General features: G+C 62.4%; 15 protein-coding genes. 8 read left to right on the forward strand and 7 right to left on the reverse strand.

Going from position 1 to position 17,639, the window contains the following annotated elements; genetic code table 11:
• The first annotated feature begins 166 nt into the window (after window positions 1-166).
• Entirely contained in the window at window positions 167-2,431 is a 2,265-nt protein-coding gene (locus IWW33_RS05510) for an EAL domain-containing protein (protein WP_174142043.1), read from the forward strand.
• Here the strand turns inward: IWW33_RS05510 and IWW33_RS05515 are convergent.
• Window positions 2,331-3,218, reverse strand: coding sequence for an NAD(P)-dependent oxidoreductase (locus IWW33_RS05515; protein WP_174142044.1), 888 nt, complete (start codon window positions 3,216-3,218; stop codon window positions 2,331-2,333). The genes IWW33_RS05510 and IWW33_RS05515 overlap by 101 nt on opposite strands.
• A 160-nt stretch (window positions 3,219-3,378) precedes the next feature.
• Window positions 3,379-3,693, reverse strand: a complete 315-nt coding sequence (locus IWW33_RS05520) for a DUF2288 domain-containing protein (protein WP_046787726.1) — start codon at window positions 3,691-3,693, stop codon at window positions 3,379-3,381.
• 359 nt (window positions 3,694-4,052) lie between these two features.
• Between IWW33_RS05520 and IWW33_RS05525 the strand changes: the two genes are divergently transcribed.
• From IWW33_RS05525 to IWW33_RS05555, 7 genes are all read left to right on the forward strand, one after another.
• Window positions 4,053-5,168 (forward strand): branched-chain amino acid ABC transporter substrate-binding protein, encoded by a 1,116-nt coding sequence (locus IWW33_RS05525; RefSeq protein ID WP_012313074.1) that lies wholly within the window; start codon window positions 4,053-4,055, stop codon window positions 5,166-5,168.
• A 186-nt stretch (window positions 5,169-5,354) separates the two neighbouring features.
• Window positions 5,355-6,278: a high-affinity branched-chain amino acid ABC transporter permease LivH gene (livH, locus tag IWW33_RS05530; RefSeq protein WP_008097482.1), complete on the forward strand. Its 924-nt coding sequence runs from the start codon at window positions 5,355-5,357 to the stop codon at window positions 6,276-6,278.
• Complete coding sequence (locus IWW33_RS05535; protein ID WP_125924211.1) at window positions 6,275-7,531, forward strand: high-affinity branched-chain amino acid ABC transporter permease LivM; 1,257 nt, start codon at window positions 6,275-6,277, stop codon at window positions 7,529-7,531. Before livH ends, IWW33_RS05535 begins: the two co-directional genes overlap by 4 nt.
• Entirely contained in the window at window positions 7,528-8,295 is a 768-nt protein-coding gene (livG, locus tag IWW33_RS05540; RefSeq protein WP_039604710.1) for a high-affinity branched-chain amino acid ABC transporter ATP-binding protein LivG, read from the forward strand. Before IWW33_RS05535 ends, livG begins: the two co-directional genes overlap by 4 nt.
• Entirely contained in the window at window positions 8,296-8,997 is a 702-nt protein-coding gene (locus IWW33_RS05545; protein WP_046787727.1) for an ATP-binding cassette domain-containing protein, read from the forward strand. It abuts the gene before it with no gap.
• 223 nt (window positions 8,998-9,220) lie between these two features.
• Window positions 9,221-9,895, forward strand: a complete 675-nt coding sequence (locus IWW33_RS05550) for a hypothetical protein (protein WP_115273736.1) — start codon at window positions 9,221-9,223, stop codon at window positions 9,893-9,895.
• A gap of 103 nt (window positions 9,896-9,998) precedes the next feature.
• Window positions 9,999-11,606 carry an NAD(P)/FAD-dependent oxidoreductase gene (locus IWW33_RS05555; RefSeq protein WP_174142045.1) on the forward strand — a complete coding sequence of 536 codons (1,608 nt, stop codon included), beginning with the start codon at window positions 9,999-10,001 and terminating at the stop codon, window positions 11,604-11,606.
• Between the two features lie 77 nt (window positions 11,607-11,683).
• Here IWW33_RS05555 and IWW33_RS05560 read toward each other — a convergent pair whose 3' ends face one another.
• The 5 genes from IWW33_RS05560 to IWW33_RS05580 all read right to left on the reverse strand — a co-directional run bounded on the left by IWW33_RS05560 (window position 11,684) and on the right by IWW33_RS05580 (window position 17,619).
• Window positions 11,684-12,148, reverse strand: a complete 465-nt coding sequence (locus IWW33_RS05560; protein WP_012313068.1) for a glycine zipper 2TM domain-containing protein — start codon at window positions 12,146-12,148, stop codon at window positions 11,684-11,686.
• A 200-nt stretch (window positions 12,149-12,348) separates the two neighbouring features.
• Window positions 12,349-12,996, reverse strand: a complete 648-nt coding sequence (pdxH, locus tag IWW33_RS05565) for a pyridoxamine 5'-phosphate oxidase (RefSeq protein WP_046787730.1) — start codon at window positions 12,994-12,996, stop codon at window positions 12,349-12,351.
• A 19-nt stretch (window positions 12,997-13,015) separates the two neighbouring features.
• The gene (locus IWW33_RS05570; protein WP_174142046.1) at window positions 13,016-13,999 is read right to left on the reverse strand and encodes an OmpA family protein; all 984 of its coding nucleotides are present in this window, start codon (window positions 13,997-13,999) and stop codon (window positions 13,016-13,018) included.
• Window positions 14,000-14,098: 99 nt separating this feature from the next.
• Complete coding sequence (locus tag IWW33_RS05575; protein WP_046787732.1) at window positions 14,099-15,244, reverse strand: serine hydrolase domain-containing protein; 1,146 nt, start codon at window positions 15,242-15,244, stop codon at window positions 14,099-14,101.
• Window positions 15,245-15,351: 107 nt separating this feature from the next.
• On the reverse strand, window positions 15,352-17,619 hold the full coding sequence (locus tag IWW33_RS05580) for a beta-galactosidase (protein ID WP_115273733.1): 2,268 nt from the start codon (window positions 17,617-17,619) through the stop codon (window positions 15,352-15,354).
• Between the last annotated feature and the right edge of the window lie 20 nt (window positions 17,620-17,639).

The raw sequence follows: 17,639 nt of genomic DNA on the forward strand, positions 1-17,639 counted from the left end.
CCTCCCCTCTCCTTTATACCCGCGCGTTATCACCCCAATAACCAAATCGTTGCAATCAAAGAGCCATTACCCCGGAAGGTTTAAACACCCGTTCCTATACTCCTTTCTGGATAGTCTCCTTGGGGGTTGATTGGAGACCAGTGCGAACTCGACCATGGGGCAAGCAATGGAATGGCTGGGACTGCAACTGTTCTCCGATGTGCCGGCTAGCGGTAGCATCGTCATCGACTGCCGTCATGAACCACTACTGATCCTGATCGCCTTCGCCGTGGCCAGCGCGGCCTGCTTTGCCACCCTGGACATGGCCGAGCGCCAATCCCACAGCGAGCAACCGGCTGCCCAGAGGCAATGGCGCATGCTGGGTGCCTGCTGCCTTGCCGGCGGTATCTGGGCGATGCACTTCATCAGCATGCTGGCGTTCAGGGCACCACTGGAAATGCACTACGACGCCTCGCTGACCGGGCTTTCGCTGCTGATTGCACTGGGGGTGGCCTGGATGGCGATGACCAGCCTCGATCGCGAGCGCATGGGGCCGCAGCATTACCTGCAAAGCGCCATGCTGATCGGCCTGGGTATCATCCTCATGCATTTTGTCGGCATGGCGGCGCTGCAGACCGGTGCCAAGCAGTACTACCAAACCGAGCTGTTGCTGGCCAGCACGGCCATCGCCCTGCTGACCAGCCTGGCCGCACTGCTGATGGCCCGCTACTTCCGCAACGGCAGCGGCACTGTGCATCAAGCCCTGAAATATGGCGCGAGCCTGCTCATGGCCGGCGGCATCGTTGCCACCCATTTCACCGCAATGGCCGCGATGACGCTGGTCATTCCTGCCGACACCGCCCTGCGCTTGCCGTCCGCCGACAACAGCCTGCAACTGGGCCTGACCGTTGCCTTCATCACCCTGCTGATCAGCGCAAGCAGCATCAGCGCTGCCCTGGCCGACAAAAAGCTGCAGAGCAAGGAACACGACCTGCGCCGGGTGAACATGCTGCTCAGCCAACTGGACCAGGCCCGCGCCTCTTTGCAACAAGCCGCTCACTACGATGCACTGACCAGCCTGGTCAACCGTCGGGGCTTCAACCAGGTGTTCGCCGAACGCCTGGCCGAACAGAACCCCGAAGTGCACCGCCTGGCGGTGATGTTTCTCGACATTGACCATTTCAAACGGATCAACGACAGCCTCGGCCATGACGCCGGTGACCAACTGCTCAAGGTGATCGCCAGCCATATCAAAGCGGCCACACGCAGCCACGACCTGGTGGCACGCTTCGGCGGCGACGAATTCTGCGTGGTTACCAGCCTCAATGGGCCTGACGAAGCTCGCCATCTGGCGCAGCGCATCATGCAGCGCATGAAGGACCCCATCGACCTGGGCGGGCGGCGCATGGTCATGACCACCAGCATCGGCGTCAGTATTTACCCCGACGACGGCCTCACCGCTGAAGAGCTGCTCAAGCACGCCGACCTTGCCCTTTATCAATCCAAGGGCAGCGGGCGCAACAGCCTGCATTTTTTCAACAGCAGCCTGAAAAACCGCGCCACCCTTGAACTGCAACTGGAAGAAGAGCTGCGCATCGCCTTGCTTGAAGAACGTGGGCTGCGCGTGCATTACCAGCCCATCTATGACTTGGGTAGCGGCCAGGTAGCCAAGCTTGAAGCCCTGGTACGCTGGCAGCATCCGCAGCATGGGCTGCTGAGCCCGGACCGGTTCATCGGCATTGCCGAAGCCAACGGCCTGATCGTCGACCTGGACCTGTGGGTGTTGCGCCACGCCTGTGATGACCTGGCGCAGTTGCATCGCCATGGCTTCGCCGACCTCAAGCTCACGGTCAACTGCTCAGCGGTGACGCTGGGCCATGACGGGTTGCCCAAAGAAGTGGAAATGGCACTGTTCCAAGCGGGCCTGGCACCTCGACACCTGGAACTTGAGGTCACCGAGAATGCCCTGATGGGTGACATCCAGCGCACGCTCAGCCTGCTCAAGCGAATTCGTGGCCAAGGTGTCAGCCTTTCGATCGATGACTTCGGCACAGGGTACTCGTCACTGGCTTACCTCAAGCGCCTGCCTCTGGACGTCCTCAAGATCGACCGTAGCTTTCTTCAGGACGTGCCTGCCAGCCTGAAGGACCGTGAAATCGTCCAGGCGATCATCGCAATGGCCCATACCCTGCATCTTCAGGTGGTCAGCGAGGGTGTAGAAACTGTCGAGCAGCATGAGTTTCTGGCCGCCAACGGCTGCGACTACCTGCAGGGCTACCTGCTCAGCCGGCCGGTACCGCTGGCGGACCTGCGGCCGATCCTGGAGCGGCTCGACCGCCAGGAAGAAGCCTTCAGCGCTTGTTGCGATACAGCTCTACCAGGGTCGCCGGATCTTTTTGCAGATAACCCTGGCTACCGTGCAGGCGCATCAATTGCGCGGCGAGGCCACTGAGGGGGGTCGCCGTGCCCTGTTCGCGGGAGAACTTGACCGCACCGTCGAGGTCCTTGAGCAGCGTGCGCACATGCCATTTCACCGGTTCGAAACGGCTTTCGGCCATCTGCGGTGCCAGGATCTGCAGCGGCCTGGAGTCGGCAAAACCACCGGCCAGGGCTTGGGCGATGAGCGTTGCGTCCACACCTGACTGCTCGGCCAACGCCACGACTTCAGCAACCACCAAGGCATTGCAGGCCACGATCATCTGATTGCAGGCCTTGGTCACCTGCCCCGCCCCCACCCCGCCCATGTGCGTGACCCGCTGGCCAAGGGTAAGCAATACCGGGCGCGCTCGTTCCAGGTCGGCAGCCTCGCCGCCGACCATGATCGCCAGGCTGCCGGCCTCGGCGCCCGGCGTGCCACCGGAGACGGGCGCATCCAGCCACGCCATGCCACACAGGGCGGCCAGTTCGGCAGCCATCTCGCGGGTAGCGGTCGGCTCAAGGCTGGACAAGTCGACCAGCAGTTGCCCGCTACGCCCACGCTGGGCGATACCCTGCTCGCCGAAAACCACCTCGCGTACCACCTCCGTATCGGCCAGGCACAGCAGCACCATGTCGCTGCCCCGGCACAACCCGGCAGGGTCGGCAGCCAGCTGCGCGCCAGCCGCGACCAGCTCGGCACACTTTTCCGGGCTGCGGTTCCAGACGGTCAGCGGGTAACCTGCGGCCAGCAGGCGCCGACACATCGGCAGCCCCATCAGACCAATCCCGGCGAATCCAAGCGAAGGCAGTTCAGTGCTCATAACGACTCCTGGCAAATCCGATAGTTATCCGGGCCGTACCACGGCCCCATTACGCATCCCGTAAACTGTTACCGCCACGCCGAATTGTTACCTACCTCCACCCCACCTGAACGCCATCGAGCACCAGAATGGGGCGGCTGCGCATTTTCGCGCACCAAAATCATCCGGCGGATTTGGCGCTCTTCACCTGAATCACGATGAACGGCGAAACCACGACCGCCCATATCTCTGGATCGCGGGTTTGCAGGTCGAGCGCCTGTTCGGCCGTGACAGGGCCCACGGTGCCATCATCACGCCACTTGGCGAACATCTCGCTGCGATTCTGCGCCATCACTTCGGCAACCGCTATCAGGTCCAGGCTGGGGTCGACCCAAATCAGGTCACCCTTTGCCCAAAAACGCTCCAATGCCTTCCACTCGATAGTTGCCGTCTCGCCGAGCAATTTGGCATAGAGGGTGCTTGTTTGATCAGTCATGGGTTTTTACCGCAAATATCGGCCAATAAAAAAGGCCGGCATTTTTGCAGAAAAACCCGGTTTCAAATATGTAATTTGGTCGATTGGCCCAGAACTTGTGGGGTAGGGCCGAAGATGCAGGCGATGTAATGGCGCCTTTCTGTATCTTTGTGTCGATCATGCGACAACCCGCGAAACAGGCGCTTTTCGCCCGCTTTTCAAGCGCTCGGGCAGCGCTCTACACTGTACCGGTACAGTTCCGGGACATGTTCCGGGGGAAGGTGGGCATGCAGTGTGGCGTGGCCATACCGCAAATCCCGCCCGGTCTGTAGCCCTGGCCGCCAGGACTATAAGAATTACAACAGAATGAGTGGAGCACTATGATCAAGATTTCCAAGCTGTTCGCCGCAATGGTACTGGCCGGGGTAGCCAGCCATTCGTTTGCCGCCGATACCATCAAGATCGGCATCGCCGGTCCGAAAACCGGTCCTGTGACCCAGTACGGCGACATGCAGTTCATCGGCGCAAAACAGGCCATCAAGGACATCAACGCCAAGGGCGGCGTCGATGGCAAAATGCTTGAAGCCAAGGAATACGACGACGCGTGCGACCCTAAACAGGCCGTGGCAGTCGCCAACAAAGTGGTCAACGACGGCGTCAAGTTCGTCATCGGCCACCTGTGCTCCAGCTCCACCCAGCCAGCGTCCGACATCTACGAAGACGAAGGCGTGATCATGATCACCCCGGCCGCCACCAGCCCGGAAATCACCGCCCGTGGTTACAAGCTGATCTTCCGCACCATCGGCCTGGACAGCGCCCAAGGCCCTGCGGCCGGCAACTACATCGCCGACCACGTCAAGCCGAAGGTCGTTGCAGTGCTGCACGACAAGCAGCAGTACGGTGAAGGCATCGCCACCGCCGTCAAGCAGACCCTGGAAGGCAAAGGCACCAAGGTTGCCGTCTTCGAAGGCCTGAACGCCGGTGACAAGGACTTCTCCTCGATCATCCAGAAGCTCAAGCAGAACAACGTCGACTTCGTCTACTACGGCGGCTACCACCCAGAGCTGGGCCTGATCCTGCGCCAGGCTCAGGAAAAAGGCCTGAAAGCCAAGTTCATGGGGCCAGAAGGCGTAGGCAACGACTCGATCTCGCAGATCGCCCAGAACGCCTCCGAAGGCCTGCTGGTCACCCTGCCGAAGTCGTTCGACGCCGACCCTGAGAACAAGGCCATCGTCGATGCCATCAAGGCTGACGGCAAGGACCCGAGCGGTCCGTTCGTGTTTCCGGCCTACTCCGCCGTGGAGCTGATCGCCAAAGGCATCGAGGCTGCCAAGTCCGAAGACACCGACAAGGTGGCAGCCGCCATCCACGCCGGCTCGTTCAAGACCCCGACCGGCACGCTGTCGTACGACGAAAAAGGCGACCTCAAAGACTTCAAGTTCGTGGTCTACGAATGGCACTTCGGCAAGCCGAAGACCGAAGTCTCCCCTCAGTAACTGCGTGACTGAATAGCTGACCGTAAAAGCCCACTGTGCGAGCAGTGGGCTTTGTTTTACGAGGTTCATGGACCTGATTCCCGCGATCCGGGGGCCGGTTCACCTGAAAATCTTAAAACCGTCACTCGCGGTTTCCTGGCCTACCCCCGCCAGCGAAATGCAAATCAGGTTTTTAGGAGCGCTGTAATGCCTGAGATCTACCATTTCTTCCAACAACTGGTTAATGGATTGACCATCGGCAGCACCTATGCCTTGATCGCCATCGGTTACACGATGGTGTACGGCATCATTGGCATGATCAACTTCGCCCATGGCGAGGTGTACATGATCGGTTCCTATGTGGCCTTCATCGCCCTCGCAGGGCTGGCCATGATGGGTATCCATTCGCTGCCGATCCTGATGACCGTTGCCTTCGTCGCGACGATCTTCGTCACCAGCGCCTATGGCTACAGCATCGAACGGGTTGCCTACCGCCCCCTGCGCAACAGCAACCGTCTGATCCCGCTGATTTCCGCCATCGGCATGTCGATTTTCCTGCAGAACACCGTGCTGCTGTCGCAGGATTCCAAGGACAAATCCATCCCTAACCTGATCCCCGGGAGCTTCTCCTTCGGGCCAGGCGGTGCTGAAGAAGTCCTGATCAGCTACATGCAGATCCTGGTGTTCGTGGTCACCCTGGTGGCCATGACCCTGCTGACCCTGTTCATCTCCCGCTCTCGCCTGGGGCGCGCCTGCCGCGCCTGCGCCGAGGACATCAAGATGGCCAACCTGCTGGGCATCAACACCAACAACATCATCGCCCTGACCTTCGTCATCGGTGCCGCGCTGGCGGCGGTGGCGGCTGTGCTGCTGAGCATGCAGTACGGCGTGATCAACCCCAACGCCGGTTTCCTGGTGGGCCTGAAGGCCTTCACGGCGGCGGTACTGGGTGGCATCGGCAGCATTCCGGGCGCGATGCTCGGTGGCCTGGTGCTGGGCGTGGCCGAAGCCTTTGGCGCTGACATCTTCGGCGACCAGTACAAGGACGTGGTGGCATTCGGCTTGTTGGTTCTTGTCCTGCTGTTCCGGCCGACCGGCATCCTCGGCCGCCCGGAGGTTGAAAAAGTATGAACAGAAATCTCAAACAAGCGTTCTTCAGCGCCTTGCTGGTGTGGGCCGTGGCCTTCCCGGTGCTGGGCCTGAAACTGAGCATCGATGGCATCAGCCTGGTGGTGCACAGCCAGGGCTCGTTCACCATCGGCATCATCGCCGCATGCTCGGTGCTGATGTTCCTGCGCGTGCTGTTCGACAGGCAGTGGAGCTCGGTGATGGGCCGCCGCTCGGATCGCAAGCTGATCTCGCCCGCGGTAAGCAATTACCTGACCCTGCCCAAGACACAGCGCTGGATCATCATCGGGCTGATCGCGGTGGCGCTGGTCTGGCCGTTCTTCGGCTCGCGCGGCGCCGTCGACATCGCCACGCTGATCCTGATCTACGTGTTGCTGGGCCTGGGCCTGAACATCGTGGTCGGCCTGGCGGGCCTGCTGGACCTGGGTTACGTCGGCTTCTACGCTGTCGGCGCCTACAGCTATGCGATGCTGTCGCACTACCTGGGCTGGAGCTTCTGGGTATGCTTGCCGATCGCCGGCCTGATGGCCGCGACCTTCGGCTTCCTGCTCGGCTTCCCGGTGCTGCGCCTGCGCGGTGACTACCTGGCGATCGTGACCCTGGGCTTCGGCGAGATCATCCGCCTGTTCCTGCGAAACCTGACCGACTGGACCGGCGGCCCCAACGGCATCAGCAACATCCCCAAACCGGAGCTCTTCGGCCTCACCTTCGAGCGGCGTGCTGCCGAGGGGATGCAGACCTTCCACGAGTACTTCGGGTTGCCGTACAACTCGATCAACAAGGTCATCTTCCTCTACCTGGTGGCACTGTTGCTGGCACTGCTGGCGCTGTTCGTCATCAATCGCCTGCTGCGCATGCCCATCGGGCGCGCCTGGGAGGCGCTGCGTGAAGATGAGATCGCCTGCCGCGCGCTAGGCCTGAACCCGACTGTGATCAAGCTCTCGGCATTCACCCTGGGCGCCTGCTTCGCCGGTTTCGCCGGCAGCTTCTTCGCCGCCCGTCAAGGGTTGGTGACACCCGAGTCGTTCACCTTCATCGAGTCGGCGATCATCCTCGCCATCGTCGTGCTTGGCGGCATGGGCTCACAACTGGGCGTGATCCTCGCGGCCATCGTGATGATCCTGCTACCTGAGCTGATGCGTGAGTTCAGCGAATACCGGATGTTGATGTTCGGTGCGCTGATGGTGTTGATGATGATCTGGCGTCCGCAAGGCTTGCTGCCTATGCAACGTCCACACATGGAGCTGCGTCGATGAGCCGCGAAATTCTGCAAGTCAGCGGCCTGAGCATGCGCTTCGGCGGCTTGTTGGCGGTCAACGGCGTGGCCCTGACCGTCAAGGAAAAACAGGTAGTGGCGCTGATCGGCCCGAACGGCGCCGGCAAGACCACCGTGTTCAACTGCCTCACCGGCTTCTACAAGCCCAGCGGCGGCACCATCCTGCTCGACGGCCAGCCGATCCAGGGCCTGGCCGGCCACCAGATCGCCCGCAAGGGCGTGGTGCGGACCTTCCAGAACGTGCGCCTGTTCAAAGAGATGACCGCGCTGGAAAACCTGCTGATCGCCCAGCACCGCCACCTCAACACCAACTTCTTCGCCGGCCTGTTCAAGACCCCAAGCTTCCGCCGCAGCGAGAAAGAGGCCTTGGAGCGCGCGCAGTACTGGCTGGAGAAGGTCAACCTGACCGAGTTCGCCAACCGTACCGCCGGCACCCTCGCCTACGGCCAGCAACGCCGCCTGGAAATCGCCCGCTGCATGATGACCCAGCCGCGGATCATCATGCTGGACGAGCCGGCAGCGGGCCTGAACCCCAAGGAAACCGAGGACCTCAAGGCGTTGATCGCCTATCTGCGTGAGTCGCACAACGTCACCGTGCTGCTGATCGAACACGACATGAAGCTGGTGATGAGCATTTCCGACCATATCGTCGTCATCAACCAGGGCACGCCCCTGGCAAACGGCACACCGGAGGAAATTCGCGACAACCCTGACGTGATCAAAGCCTACCTGGGGGAAGCGTAAATGCTGAAGTTCGAGAACGTCTCCACCTTCTACGGCAAGATCCAGGCGTTGCACAGCGTCAACGTCGAGATCAATCAGGGTGAGATCGTCACCCTGATTGGTGCCAACGGTGCGGGCAAGTCAACCTTGCTGATGACCCTGTGCGGCTCGCCGCAGGCGCACAGCGGCAGCATCAAGTACCTGGGTGAAGAGCTGGTCGGCCAGCCTTCTTCGCACATCATGCGCAAGAGCATCGCCGTGGTCCCGGAGGGCCGCCGTGTGTTCGCCCGCCTGACCGTCGAGGAAAACCTCGCCATGGGCGGCTTCTTCACCGACAAAGGCGACTATCAGGAGCAACTGGACAAAGTCCTGCAACTGTTCCCGAGGCTGAAAGAGCGTTATCTCCAGCGCGGCGGCACCATGTCCGGCGGCGAGCAGCAGATGCTGGCCATCGGCAGGGCGCTGATGAGCAAGCCCAAGCTGCTGCTGCTCGACGAGCCCTCGTTGGGCCTGGCGCCTATCATCATCCAGCAGATCTTCGACATCATCGAACAGTTGCGCCGCGATGGCGTGACGGTGTTCCTGGTGGAACAGAACGCCAACCAGGCGTTGAAGGTCGCCGATCGGGCCTATGTGCTGGAGAATGGCCGGGTTGTAATGCAAGGCACGGGGGAGGCGCTGCTGACCGACCCGAAAGTGCGTGACGCCTACCTGGGCGGTTGACTGGCAAAGGGCTTCGGGTTCAGGCCAGTCAGTTAGCTTTATCAGGGCTGCTACGCAGCCCATCGCCGGCAAGCCAGCGCCTACAGGGTCAGCGCTGTTCCTGTAGCAGCCGGCTTGCCGGCGATGGGCCGCAAAGCGGCCCCAAATCGCTTTCTCTTGTGATCAGCGCCTGGCATGGGTACCGTGGCCTGCACTTCATGCAAGCATCCCGGAGCCCCGTCCCATGCGCCTCACCCCTTCCCTGCTACTCACCGCCCTGCTGCCCCTGTTCGCCGGCTGCCAGATGCTGGCCGCCCCACCAAGCGATCCGAACATCGGCACTGTGCGCATGCAGGGCGAATTGAGCGCCGGGGGCGGCCAGTTGCTGTTCAAGCCCTGCAATGAACCCCGTCGCTTCGTGATCAAGGATGTGGCCGGCACCGGCATTTTGCAGGAAGCCGCCAACCTGGCAGACGACGCCGGTGACAAACTGTTCGCCGATGTGCGCGGGCGCCTCACCGGCAGCAAGCAGGCCAACAGCGACGGCCAGCTCGAGGTGCGCCGCCTGTACCGCCTGGACCCGTCCACCCGCGCCTGCGAAGATCCCAACTTCAAGCAGCTGACCCTGCGCGCCAGCGGCCATGAGCCTGAGTGGGACATCAAGGCCAGTGGCAAAGGCATGGTGCTCAACCGCATTGGCAAGGAGCCATTGCCGCTGCCCTTCCTGGAAGAGGAAGTGCCCGGCGGCGGCCTGACCCTGAGCAGCGAAGCCAACGGCCAGCAGGTGGAACTGTGGGTCGCCCCGCAGCGTTGCGTCGATACTGCCACCGGTGCCGTGCACCACCTGCGCGCCGAACTGAGCATCGATGGCCAGACCCTGCAGGGCTGCGGCTACTACGGCGGTGCACGCGACAACTGATCGCCGGGCACTTTTATCCTGCCAGTCAGGGCGGCGAACAGCTTATACTTGGCGGTTTGTGTAAAGCCGCCGGCCGCCCATGGCCGGGATACTGGACCCTGCCATGCTACGAATCACCGAACTGAAGCTGCCCCTGGACCATCCCGACGAAGCGCTGCGCGAAGCCATTGTCCAGCGCCTGGGCATCCGCGATGAGCAACTGCTCAGCTTCAACCTGTTCAAGCGCAGCTACGATGCGCGCAAGAAGAACAGCGAATTGCTGTTCATCTACACCATCGACCTTGAAGCCAGCAACGAAGCGGAGCTACTAGCCAAGTTCGCTGACGATCGCAATATCAGCGTCGCGCCGGATGTCACCTACAAGTACGTTGGCCACGCCCCTGCCGACCTGCAGGAGCGTCCGGTCGTGGTCGGCTTCGGCCCGTGCGGTATCTTCGCCGGCCTGCTGCTGGCCCAGATGGGCTTCAAGCCGATCATCCTGGAGCGTGGCAAGGAAGTGCGCCAGCGCACCAAGGACACCTGGGGCCTGTGGCGCAAGAGCGTGCTCAACCCCGAGTCCAACGTGCAGTTCGGCGAAGGCGGTGCCGGGACCTTCTCCGACGGCAAGCTGTACAGCCAGATCAAGGACCCGCTTCACCATGGCCGCAAGGTACTGGAAGAGTTCGTCAAGGCCGGTGCGCCGGACGAGATCCTCTACATCAACAAGCCGCACATCGGTACCTTCCGCCTGACCGGCATGGTCGAGCAGATGCGCCAGGACATCATCGCCCTGGGCGGTGAAGTGCGCTTCCAGGAAAAAGTCACCGACCTGCTGATCGACGGTGGCCAACTGAGCGGCGTGGTGCTGGAGAGCGGCGAGCAGCTGCAGTCGCGCCACGTGGTGCTTGCCTTGGGCCACAGCGCCCGTGACACTTTCCGCATGCTGCACGGCAAAGGCGTGTTCATGGAAGCCAAGCCCTTCTCGGTGGGCTTCCGTATCGAGCACCCGCAAACGCTGATCGACAAGGCGCGCCTTGGCAAATATGCCGGTCACCCGAAACTGGGTGCCGCTGACTACAAGCTGGTGTACCACGCCAAGAACGGCCGCTCCGTATACAGCTTCTGCATGTGCCCCGGCGGTACCGTGGTCGCTGCCACCAGCGAACCAGGCCGCGTCGTCACCAATGGCATGAGCCAGTATTCGCGTAACGAGCGCAACGCCAACTCCGGCATCGTGGTCGGTATCGACCCTGAGCGCGATTACCCGGGCGGCCCGCTGGCGGGTATCGAGCTGCAGGAGCGCCTGGAGGCGCACGCTTATGTAATGGGCGGTAGCAACTATCAGGCACCGGCACAGTTGGTGGGTGACTTCGTTGCCGGCAAACCCTCCACCGCGCTGGGTAGCGTCGAGCCGTCTTACAAGCCGGGCGTGACCTTGGGTGACCTGGCGCCGAGTTTGCCGGATTTCGCCATCGAGGCAATCCGCGAGGCGCTGCCAGCCTTCGATCGACAGATCAAAGGCTACAACCTGCATGACGCAGTGCTGACTGGCATCGAGACACGCACCTCCTCGCCGCTGCGCATCACCCGCGGCGAGGATTACCAGAGCCTGAACGTGAAGGGGTTGTTCCCTGCAGGTGAAGGTGCCGGGTACGCCGGGGGCATTCTTTCGGCGGGTGTTGATGGCATTCGCATTGCCGAAGCCGTGGCGCGGGATATGCTCGGGCTGTAAGCCGGCGACAGGGCCAGGGCAGGCAAATAAAAAACCCCGAACGGGCCTGGCCAGTTCGGGGTTTTGTTTTGGCGCGGTCAGTGCGTAACGCGGCTGGTACCGTCGACAGTCATGATGCGCACACGCTCACCGACGCGGAAGATTTCGTTCTCCTGCACGGCCTGAACGTAGGCGCGCATGCTGCCATCGTCCTCACGCACGGTGATTTCGACACCTTGGGTGCGGGTGATGCCTTCCTCGGCAGCGGAACCCGCCAGGCCACCGGCCACGGCACCGATTACCGCTGCAACGATACTGCCACGGCCACCACCAATGGCACTGCCGGCAACACCACCGACAATCGCGCCTGCACCGCCGCCGATAGGGGTTTTGGTGCCTTCGATCTTGACCGGACGCAGGGACTCGATAGTACCCATGCGCACGGTCTGCACGCGACGGGCCTCATCACGGGAGTAGCTGTCGCCGGTCAGGCTCGAAGCACAGCCGCCCAACAACAACGACATGGTGGTAAAGGTCGCCACCAGCAAAGCGGATTTACGCATGGGTAAAGTCTCCATAAGTCAGGTGTCCATTAGACGCTGCACCTCGACGGCTGTCACGGTAGCAAAGCCATAAAATTATTTCCGTTCAGCTACGGTACAGTCTCCGAGCCGGGCCTGGAGATCTAGACAGAGGATAGTCAGGGTTTACTGCATTGAAGTGGTGACAGCATACATGGGGCTACCGCGCAGCCCCATGAACGTCACGGAGCCAGGCGCTCGCGCTGCCACTGGCCATCGACCCACCGATAGTTCAGCCGGTCGTGCAGCCGGCTCGCCCGCCCTTGCCAGAACTCGATGCGCTCGGGCAGCAGGCGGTAGCCTCCCCAATGCTCGGGGCAGTGGGGCTGGGTGTCGGAGAACCGGGCCTCAGTGGCCTTCACCAGCCCTTCGAGCGCCTCGCGGCTGGCAATCACCCGGCTTTGCGGTGACGCCCAGGCCCCAAGGCGGCTCCCCAGCGGGCGGACCTGGTAATAGTCATCCGACTCTTGGGGCGTAACCTTTTCCACACGCCCCTCAATGCGCACCTGACGCTCCAGCGCCGGCCAGAAGAAGGTCATGGCAGCGTAGGGGTTGGCCTGGAGTTGCTGGCCCTTGGCGCTGTCGTAGTTGGTGAAGAAGGTGAACCCTCGGTCGTCGAGCCCCTTGAGCAGCAAAACGCGGCAATGGGGACGGCCATCACCGTCGACCGTGGCGAGGGTCATGGCATTGGCCTCCACCGGTGCCTGCTCGGTCTTTACCGCATCGGCGAACCACTGATGGAACAGAGCGAACGGCTCGCCCGGCGCCTGGGCTTCTGCCAGGCCATCACGGGTGTAGTCGCGGCGCATATCGGCCAGGGATTGGGTCATGGCTGCGTTTCCTTGACGATCAGTTGGTCTTCGCAGGGCTGTTGGCGGCTACTTTTTTCTCGGCCGTAGCTTTCTTGGCAGCGGGCTTGGCCGGCGCGGCTTTCTTTTTGGCGGTGGTTTTAGCAGGTGCCTTGGCTTTGGCTGCAGGCTTTTTGGCAGCAGGTTTGGCCGCTGCCTTGGCGGCTGGTTTGGTAACAGCTGCCTTGGTAGCGGGTGCCTTGGTGTCCTGGACAGCGACCATCGAGGCCGGTGCCGGCGCTGGCCGCTGATATTTGGCCATCAGGGCAAGCATGGTGTTCTGCGGGGTCAGCAGCATCTCCACGCGGCGGTTAAGGGACCGGCCTTCGACGCTGTCGTTGGCCGCGCGCGGCATTTCAGAGCCCATGCCCTTGAGCGAAAGACGGTCACGCTTCAAGCCGCTCAAACGGAAGATCGCCGACACGGAAGCGGCGCGCTCCAGGCTGAGCTTCTGGTTGGTAGCAGCAGCGCCGCTGGTGTCGGCGTGGCCCAGCACCAGCACGGCAGTCTTGGGGTCGCCTTCGACGGCTTTGGCCACACGGGTAATCGGGCCCAGGCTCATAGGCAACAGCATGTTCGGACGGTCCGGGTTGTAGGAGCTGTCAGCCGGGATGGTCACAACCAACACATTCTCACGGCGCTCCAGCTCCAGTTTGCTGTCCTTGATCGCTTCACGCAGTTTTGGCTCGTACTGATCGAGCCAGGCCTGGGTGGCCTTTTCGTCGATTTTTGGTACAACCGGGCCCTTGGCCTGCTTGTCGTCACCGCCAAAGGGCCACCACCAGCGGCTGGCGCTCTCGGACTTGGCATCGGCCTTGGCGACTTTTTCGGTGACGGCCTGCTTCACTTCCTGCTCGGCGACCTCGTCCGTACCGAATGGCCACCAGCTGCTGAGGCCGCCCTTCGAGGCATCCTGGGAATGGCTGGCGCAGCCGGTCATAGCGGTCAGGCACAGGGCGAGAGCTAAGGTTTTATGTGAAGACATCAGCGATACACCATGAAATAGAAAGAAATTTTGCCCACACACTTGAGGCGTTGGCATTGAGGATAGTCAAAGGGGTTGCGCAATACCCGCGTTACCCGATCAAAGGCAAGTGCCAAGGACACGCACCAGTTGCTGGGCTCTTGGGTCCATGAGCACGTAAGGGCCAAGGGTATTGACCACGAAACCGAAGGCAACGTCGTGCTCGGGGTCGGCAAAACCGACCGAACCACCTGCGCCGGGATGCCCAAAGGCCCGCGCACCCAGGCCGAAGGTGGCGTTGGCCACTGTGGGTTGGTCCAGCATGCAGCCAAGGCCGAAACGGGTCTGGGTCAGCAGGGTACGATCCTCGCCGATGCTGTGTTCACGCGTCAGTTCATCGAGCAATTCGGACTCGAGCAAGCTGCCGTCGAGCAGGCCGGCATAGAAACCCGCCAGGCTACGGGCATTGCCGTGACCGTTGGCCGCCGGTTGCTGCATGCGGCGCCACTCAGGCTTGTTGGTGCTGGTGAGGATGGCCGGCGGGTTGGTGAACGCACGGGTAGACAACGCCTCGGGCTCACGCATGGTCACCTGCAGCAAGCGCTGGGCGGCAGCATCGCCGGCGTTGCCCTTGCCGCGTGCGATATGGGCCACGCGATCGAATTCTTCGTCCGCCAGGCCTACATGGAAGTCCAGCCCCAGCGGCCGCGCGGTACGCGCCACGATCGACTCCCCTGGGCCACGGCCATCGGCGCGGCGGATCAGCTCGCCGATCAGCCAGCCGTAGGTGATGGCGGCATAGCCGTGCGCGGTACCCGGCGCCCACCAAGGTGTTTCGGCGGCCAGCGCATCGACCATGGTTTGCCAGTCATACAGGGCCTCTGCTGGCAGCAGCTCGCGGATGGCGGGCAAACCCGCCCTGTGGCTGAGCAGCTGGCGCAGGGTGACGCTCTCTTTGCCTGCCTGGGCAAACTCGGGCCAGTAGCGCGCCACCGGAGCATCCAGCGCCAGCTTGCCCTCACCGACCAGTTGCAGTGCGGTGACGGCAGTGAAGGTCTTGGTGCAGGAGAACAGATTGGCGATGGTATCGCTGTGCCAGGCCTGCTGGCCATCTTTGTCGGCGCTGCCCGCCCAAAGGTCGATTACAGTCTCGCCACCGACCTGGATGCACAGCGCCGCGCCGCGCTCCTGGGGATCATCGAACAATGCCGCAAACGCTTCGCGCACTGCCTCGAACTTCAGCTCATAGTGACCCTGGATCTGCACCCGCCTGTTCTCCGTTCGACCTTGCTGAAAAAGGGAGGCATTGTTTCAGTAGTTGGCGGTTTTGCCTACTGGGCAAGGCTGGATGATCACGCAGAAAAGCACCCTTTTCAGGGCGCCTCGTCGGTTGGCGCGCCCGTGGTAGAGCTCCCTTCGTGCAACAGGCTGCTCAACTGACCAACGGCCTGCCGGTTACTCTTGCGCACCGCCTCGACAAAACCCGGATATGGCATATCGGTGATCGCCACCAGCCCTAGGTGCCCGTTCTCGCCATCGAGCAAACGCCCGCTGGCAGGCTGGTCGAGGTACTGGAACCAGTGAGCGCCGACGATCATCGGCTGCGCCAGTGCCGCCTTGAGGAAGTTGCCGTAGGCCGGGCCCCGATCCTCTTCACGCGCCACTTCCACCGGCCCCGGCCAGAAAGGCCCACGGTCACGGGAACCGAACTGGAACTCGGACACCAGCACCGGCTTGTCCAGCTCCGCCAGCTGGGCGAAGTCGTAGCCGTCATCGGGTTTGAGGGTATAGAAGTTGAAGCTCAGCACATCGCAGAACTCGGCGCAGGCCTTGACCGCTTCGGGTGTGCTGACGGCAAAGCGCCCGCCCAGCAGAAGGTGGTTGGGCGCATGCCAGCTCAGCGAATCGGCGATGGTCTTGAAATAGGTTTCGGCGAACACCTGCTGGAAGTGCTGGTAATCGCGTTCGATCTCAGGGTGCTCGGGGTTGGGCAGCGGCGCCTCGAAGCCTGGGTCTTCCATCAATTCCCAGGCTTGCAGGTCGATGCCCCAGGCCTTGGACAACCCCTGCTGGTTACGGTACTTGTCGCGCAGTTGCTTGAGGAAGGCACGCTTGGCCGGCACATCGGTTGTCAGACGCAGGGTGCCATAGGCAAGGCCGTAACGGGCCTTGGGGTCATTGCCAGGCGCAGCCCAGGCCAGCTCGTTATCGGCAAAGTACCCGATCAGCCAGGGATCATCCCGGTGGTCACGGGCGGCGATGGCCACGGCTCGCTCGGTGGCCATGGCGAAACGCGGATCGAACGGGTCGGGCATGCGCCCCCACCAGTCCATGCCTGTGCTGATGCTGGCATAGTCACCGACGATCGACAGCGGCAGGGTATAGGGCATGCGTTTGGCCTGGCCGAGTTCGGGGTCGCTCCAGTTGCCCAGGGTGTTGAAGCCCCAGGCCTGCAACCGATCGAGCGTATGCGCCTGCCAACGAGCGCTATACAGCGCAAGGGGCGGGCAGGGCGCGGCAGGTTGCCCCTCCTCCCCTGCCGGGCAAGGTTTGCCATGGGCGCGCTGGATGTTGGCTGCATAGAAGTCGAACCAACGCCCCTTCTTGAAGTTGCGCCCCTGCGACGATGCATTGCCATCATCGTTGTTGCCCTCGCCATAAAAGGCGGCAAGCGCGTCACCTTCGCCCGGCAGCACGCCGAACATCCCTTCGCGGCCGGCGACATAGGTACGCCCGCCATCGGCAGCCACGGCATTGACGCCCAACGAGTAGAACGGATGGCCCTCGGGGGTTACCAGGTGCCAGCGGCCGTCACGTTTTTCCGTACGGAAGAAACCCGTGGCGTCGAACGCCGGCCCCGCCAACAGGCCGCCGTAGCTGTCCAGCTGTTGCTTGTGATGCTCGGCCAGCCAGGCCTTGAGCTGTTGCTGCTCGCGGTTGTCAGCAGCTTTCAGTTGTTCATCGTTGACCACCTTTTCGGGCCAGCGGCCGCGCGTGGACTGGCCATAAGCATCGATCAGTGCGTGGTAGGCCGCCTGGTAGGCAAGGTCGTCGTCCTGAATACCGACCTTCTCGATCAGCAGGTTCTGCGCAACCTTGGGGCCGGGGATGCTCAAGCTGACAGATACCACCTGCTTGAGATCGACCTCACCGGCGCTGCTGGTCAGCAGCAACCGTTGCCCTTCATGGGTCCAGGGCATCGGTGGGCCGGCGCGCATGCCCTGGCTCAGGGGGGAACTGGCCTTGAGCGGCACCATGACCGTCTGCGCAGGCCCTGCAGGCAGGTCGATACGACTGGTCAGGGTACGGCCATCGCTGCCCAGCACCGTGACATCGACGGTCAGTGCCCAGTCCATGGCACTTTGCAGGCGCAAGGTCAGAAACTGCCCGGCCGACCAATCCCATGCGCCACTGTGAGGGCTCAGCCGCAGGGTCGGCCGTTCGACCGGGTTGAACACCACCCGCCGCAACACCTCGCCTTCTGCGGTCTGTTCTGCGTTGTACTGCGGCATCCCGGCCCCCTCAGTGGCCACATTGACGACCGAAGCCGGGCGCACGAAGCTGAACAGCGTCTGCTGCCCGGCCATTGCAGAGGCGCTGAACAACAGGGTGAGAACAGCAGGCAAGGTGCGGCGGATCATAGGGCTCAGGCTCTCCTTCC

Origin of the sequence: Pseudomonas sp. M2, from assembly GCF_015751845.1 — a bacterium.
Lineage (GTDB): Bacteria > Pseudomonadota > Gammaproteobacteria > Pseudomonadales > Pseudomonadaceae > Aquipseudomonas > Aquipseudomonas putida_E.

What these genes read in the sequence shown, in the direction of transcription:
- IWW33_RS05510 (WP_174142043.1), top strand. Translation starts at nt 167, where the DNA reads ATGGAATGGCTGGGACTGCAACTGTTCTCCGATGTGCCGGCTAGCGGT.
- IWW33_RS05520 (WP_046787726.1), bottom strand. Translation starts at nt 3,693, where the DNA reads ATGACTGATCAAACAAGCACCCTCTATGCCAAATTGCTCGGCGAGACG.
- IWW33_RS05525 (WP_012313074.1), top strand. Translation starts at nt 4,053, where the DNA reads ATGATCAAGATTTCCAAGCTGTTCGCCGCAATGGTACTGGCCGGGGTA.
- IWW33_RS05535 (WP_125924211.1), top strand. Translation starts at nt 6,275, where the DNA reads ATGAACAGAAATCTCAAACAAGCGTTCTTCAGCGCCTTGCTGGTGTGG.
- IWW33_RS05560 (WP_012313068.1), bottom strand. Translation starts at nt 12,148, where the DNA reads ATGCGTAAATCCGCTTTGCTGGTGGCGACCTTTACCACCATGTCGTTG.
- IWW33_RS05515 (WP_174142044.1), bottom strand. Translation starts at nt 3,218, where the DNA reads ATGAGCACTGAACTGCCTTCGCTTGGATTCGCCGGGATTGGTCTGATG.
- IWW33_RS05550 (WP_115273736.1), top strand. Translation starts at nt 9,221, where the DNA reads ATGCGCCTCACCCCTTCCCTGCTACTCACCGCCCTGCTGCCCCTGTTC.
- livH (WP_008097482.1), top strand. Translation starts at nt 5,355, where the DNA reads ATGCCTGAGATCTACCATTTCTTCCAACAACTGGTTAATGGATTGACC.
- IWW33_RS05570 (WP_174142046.1), bottom strand. Translation starts at nt 13,999, where the DNA reads ATGTCTTCACATAAAACCTTAGCTCTCGCCCTGTGCCTGACCGCTATG.
- IWW33_RS05545 (WP_046787727.1), top strand. Translation starts at nt 8,296, where the DNA reads ATGCTGAAGTTCGAGAACGTCTCCACCTTCTACGGCAAGATCCAGGCG.
- pdxH (WP_046787730.1), bottom strand. Translation starts at nt 12,996, where the DNA reads ATGACCCAATCCCTGGCCGATATGCGCCGCGACTACACCCGTGATGGC.
- livG (WP_039604710.1), top strand. Translation starts at nt 7,528, where the DNA reads ATGAGCCGCGAAATTCTGCAAGTCAGCGGCCTGAGCATGCGCTTCGGC.
- IWW33_RS05555 (WP_174142045.1), top strand. Translation starts at nt 9,999, where the DNA reads ATGCTACGAATCACCGAACTGAAGCTGCCCCTGGACCATCCCGACGAA.
- IWW33_RS05580 (WP_115273733.1), bottom strand. Translation starts at nt 17,619, where the DNA reads ATGATCCGCCGCACCTTGCCTGCTGTTCTCACCCTGTTGTTCAGCGCC.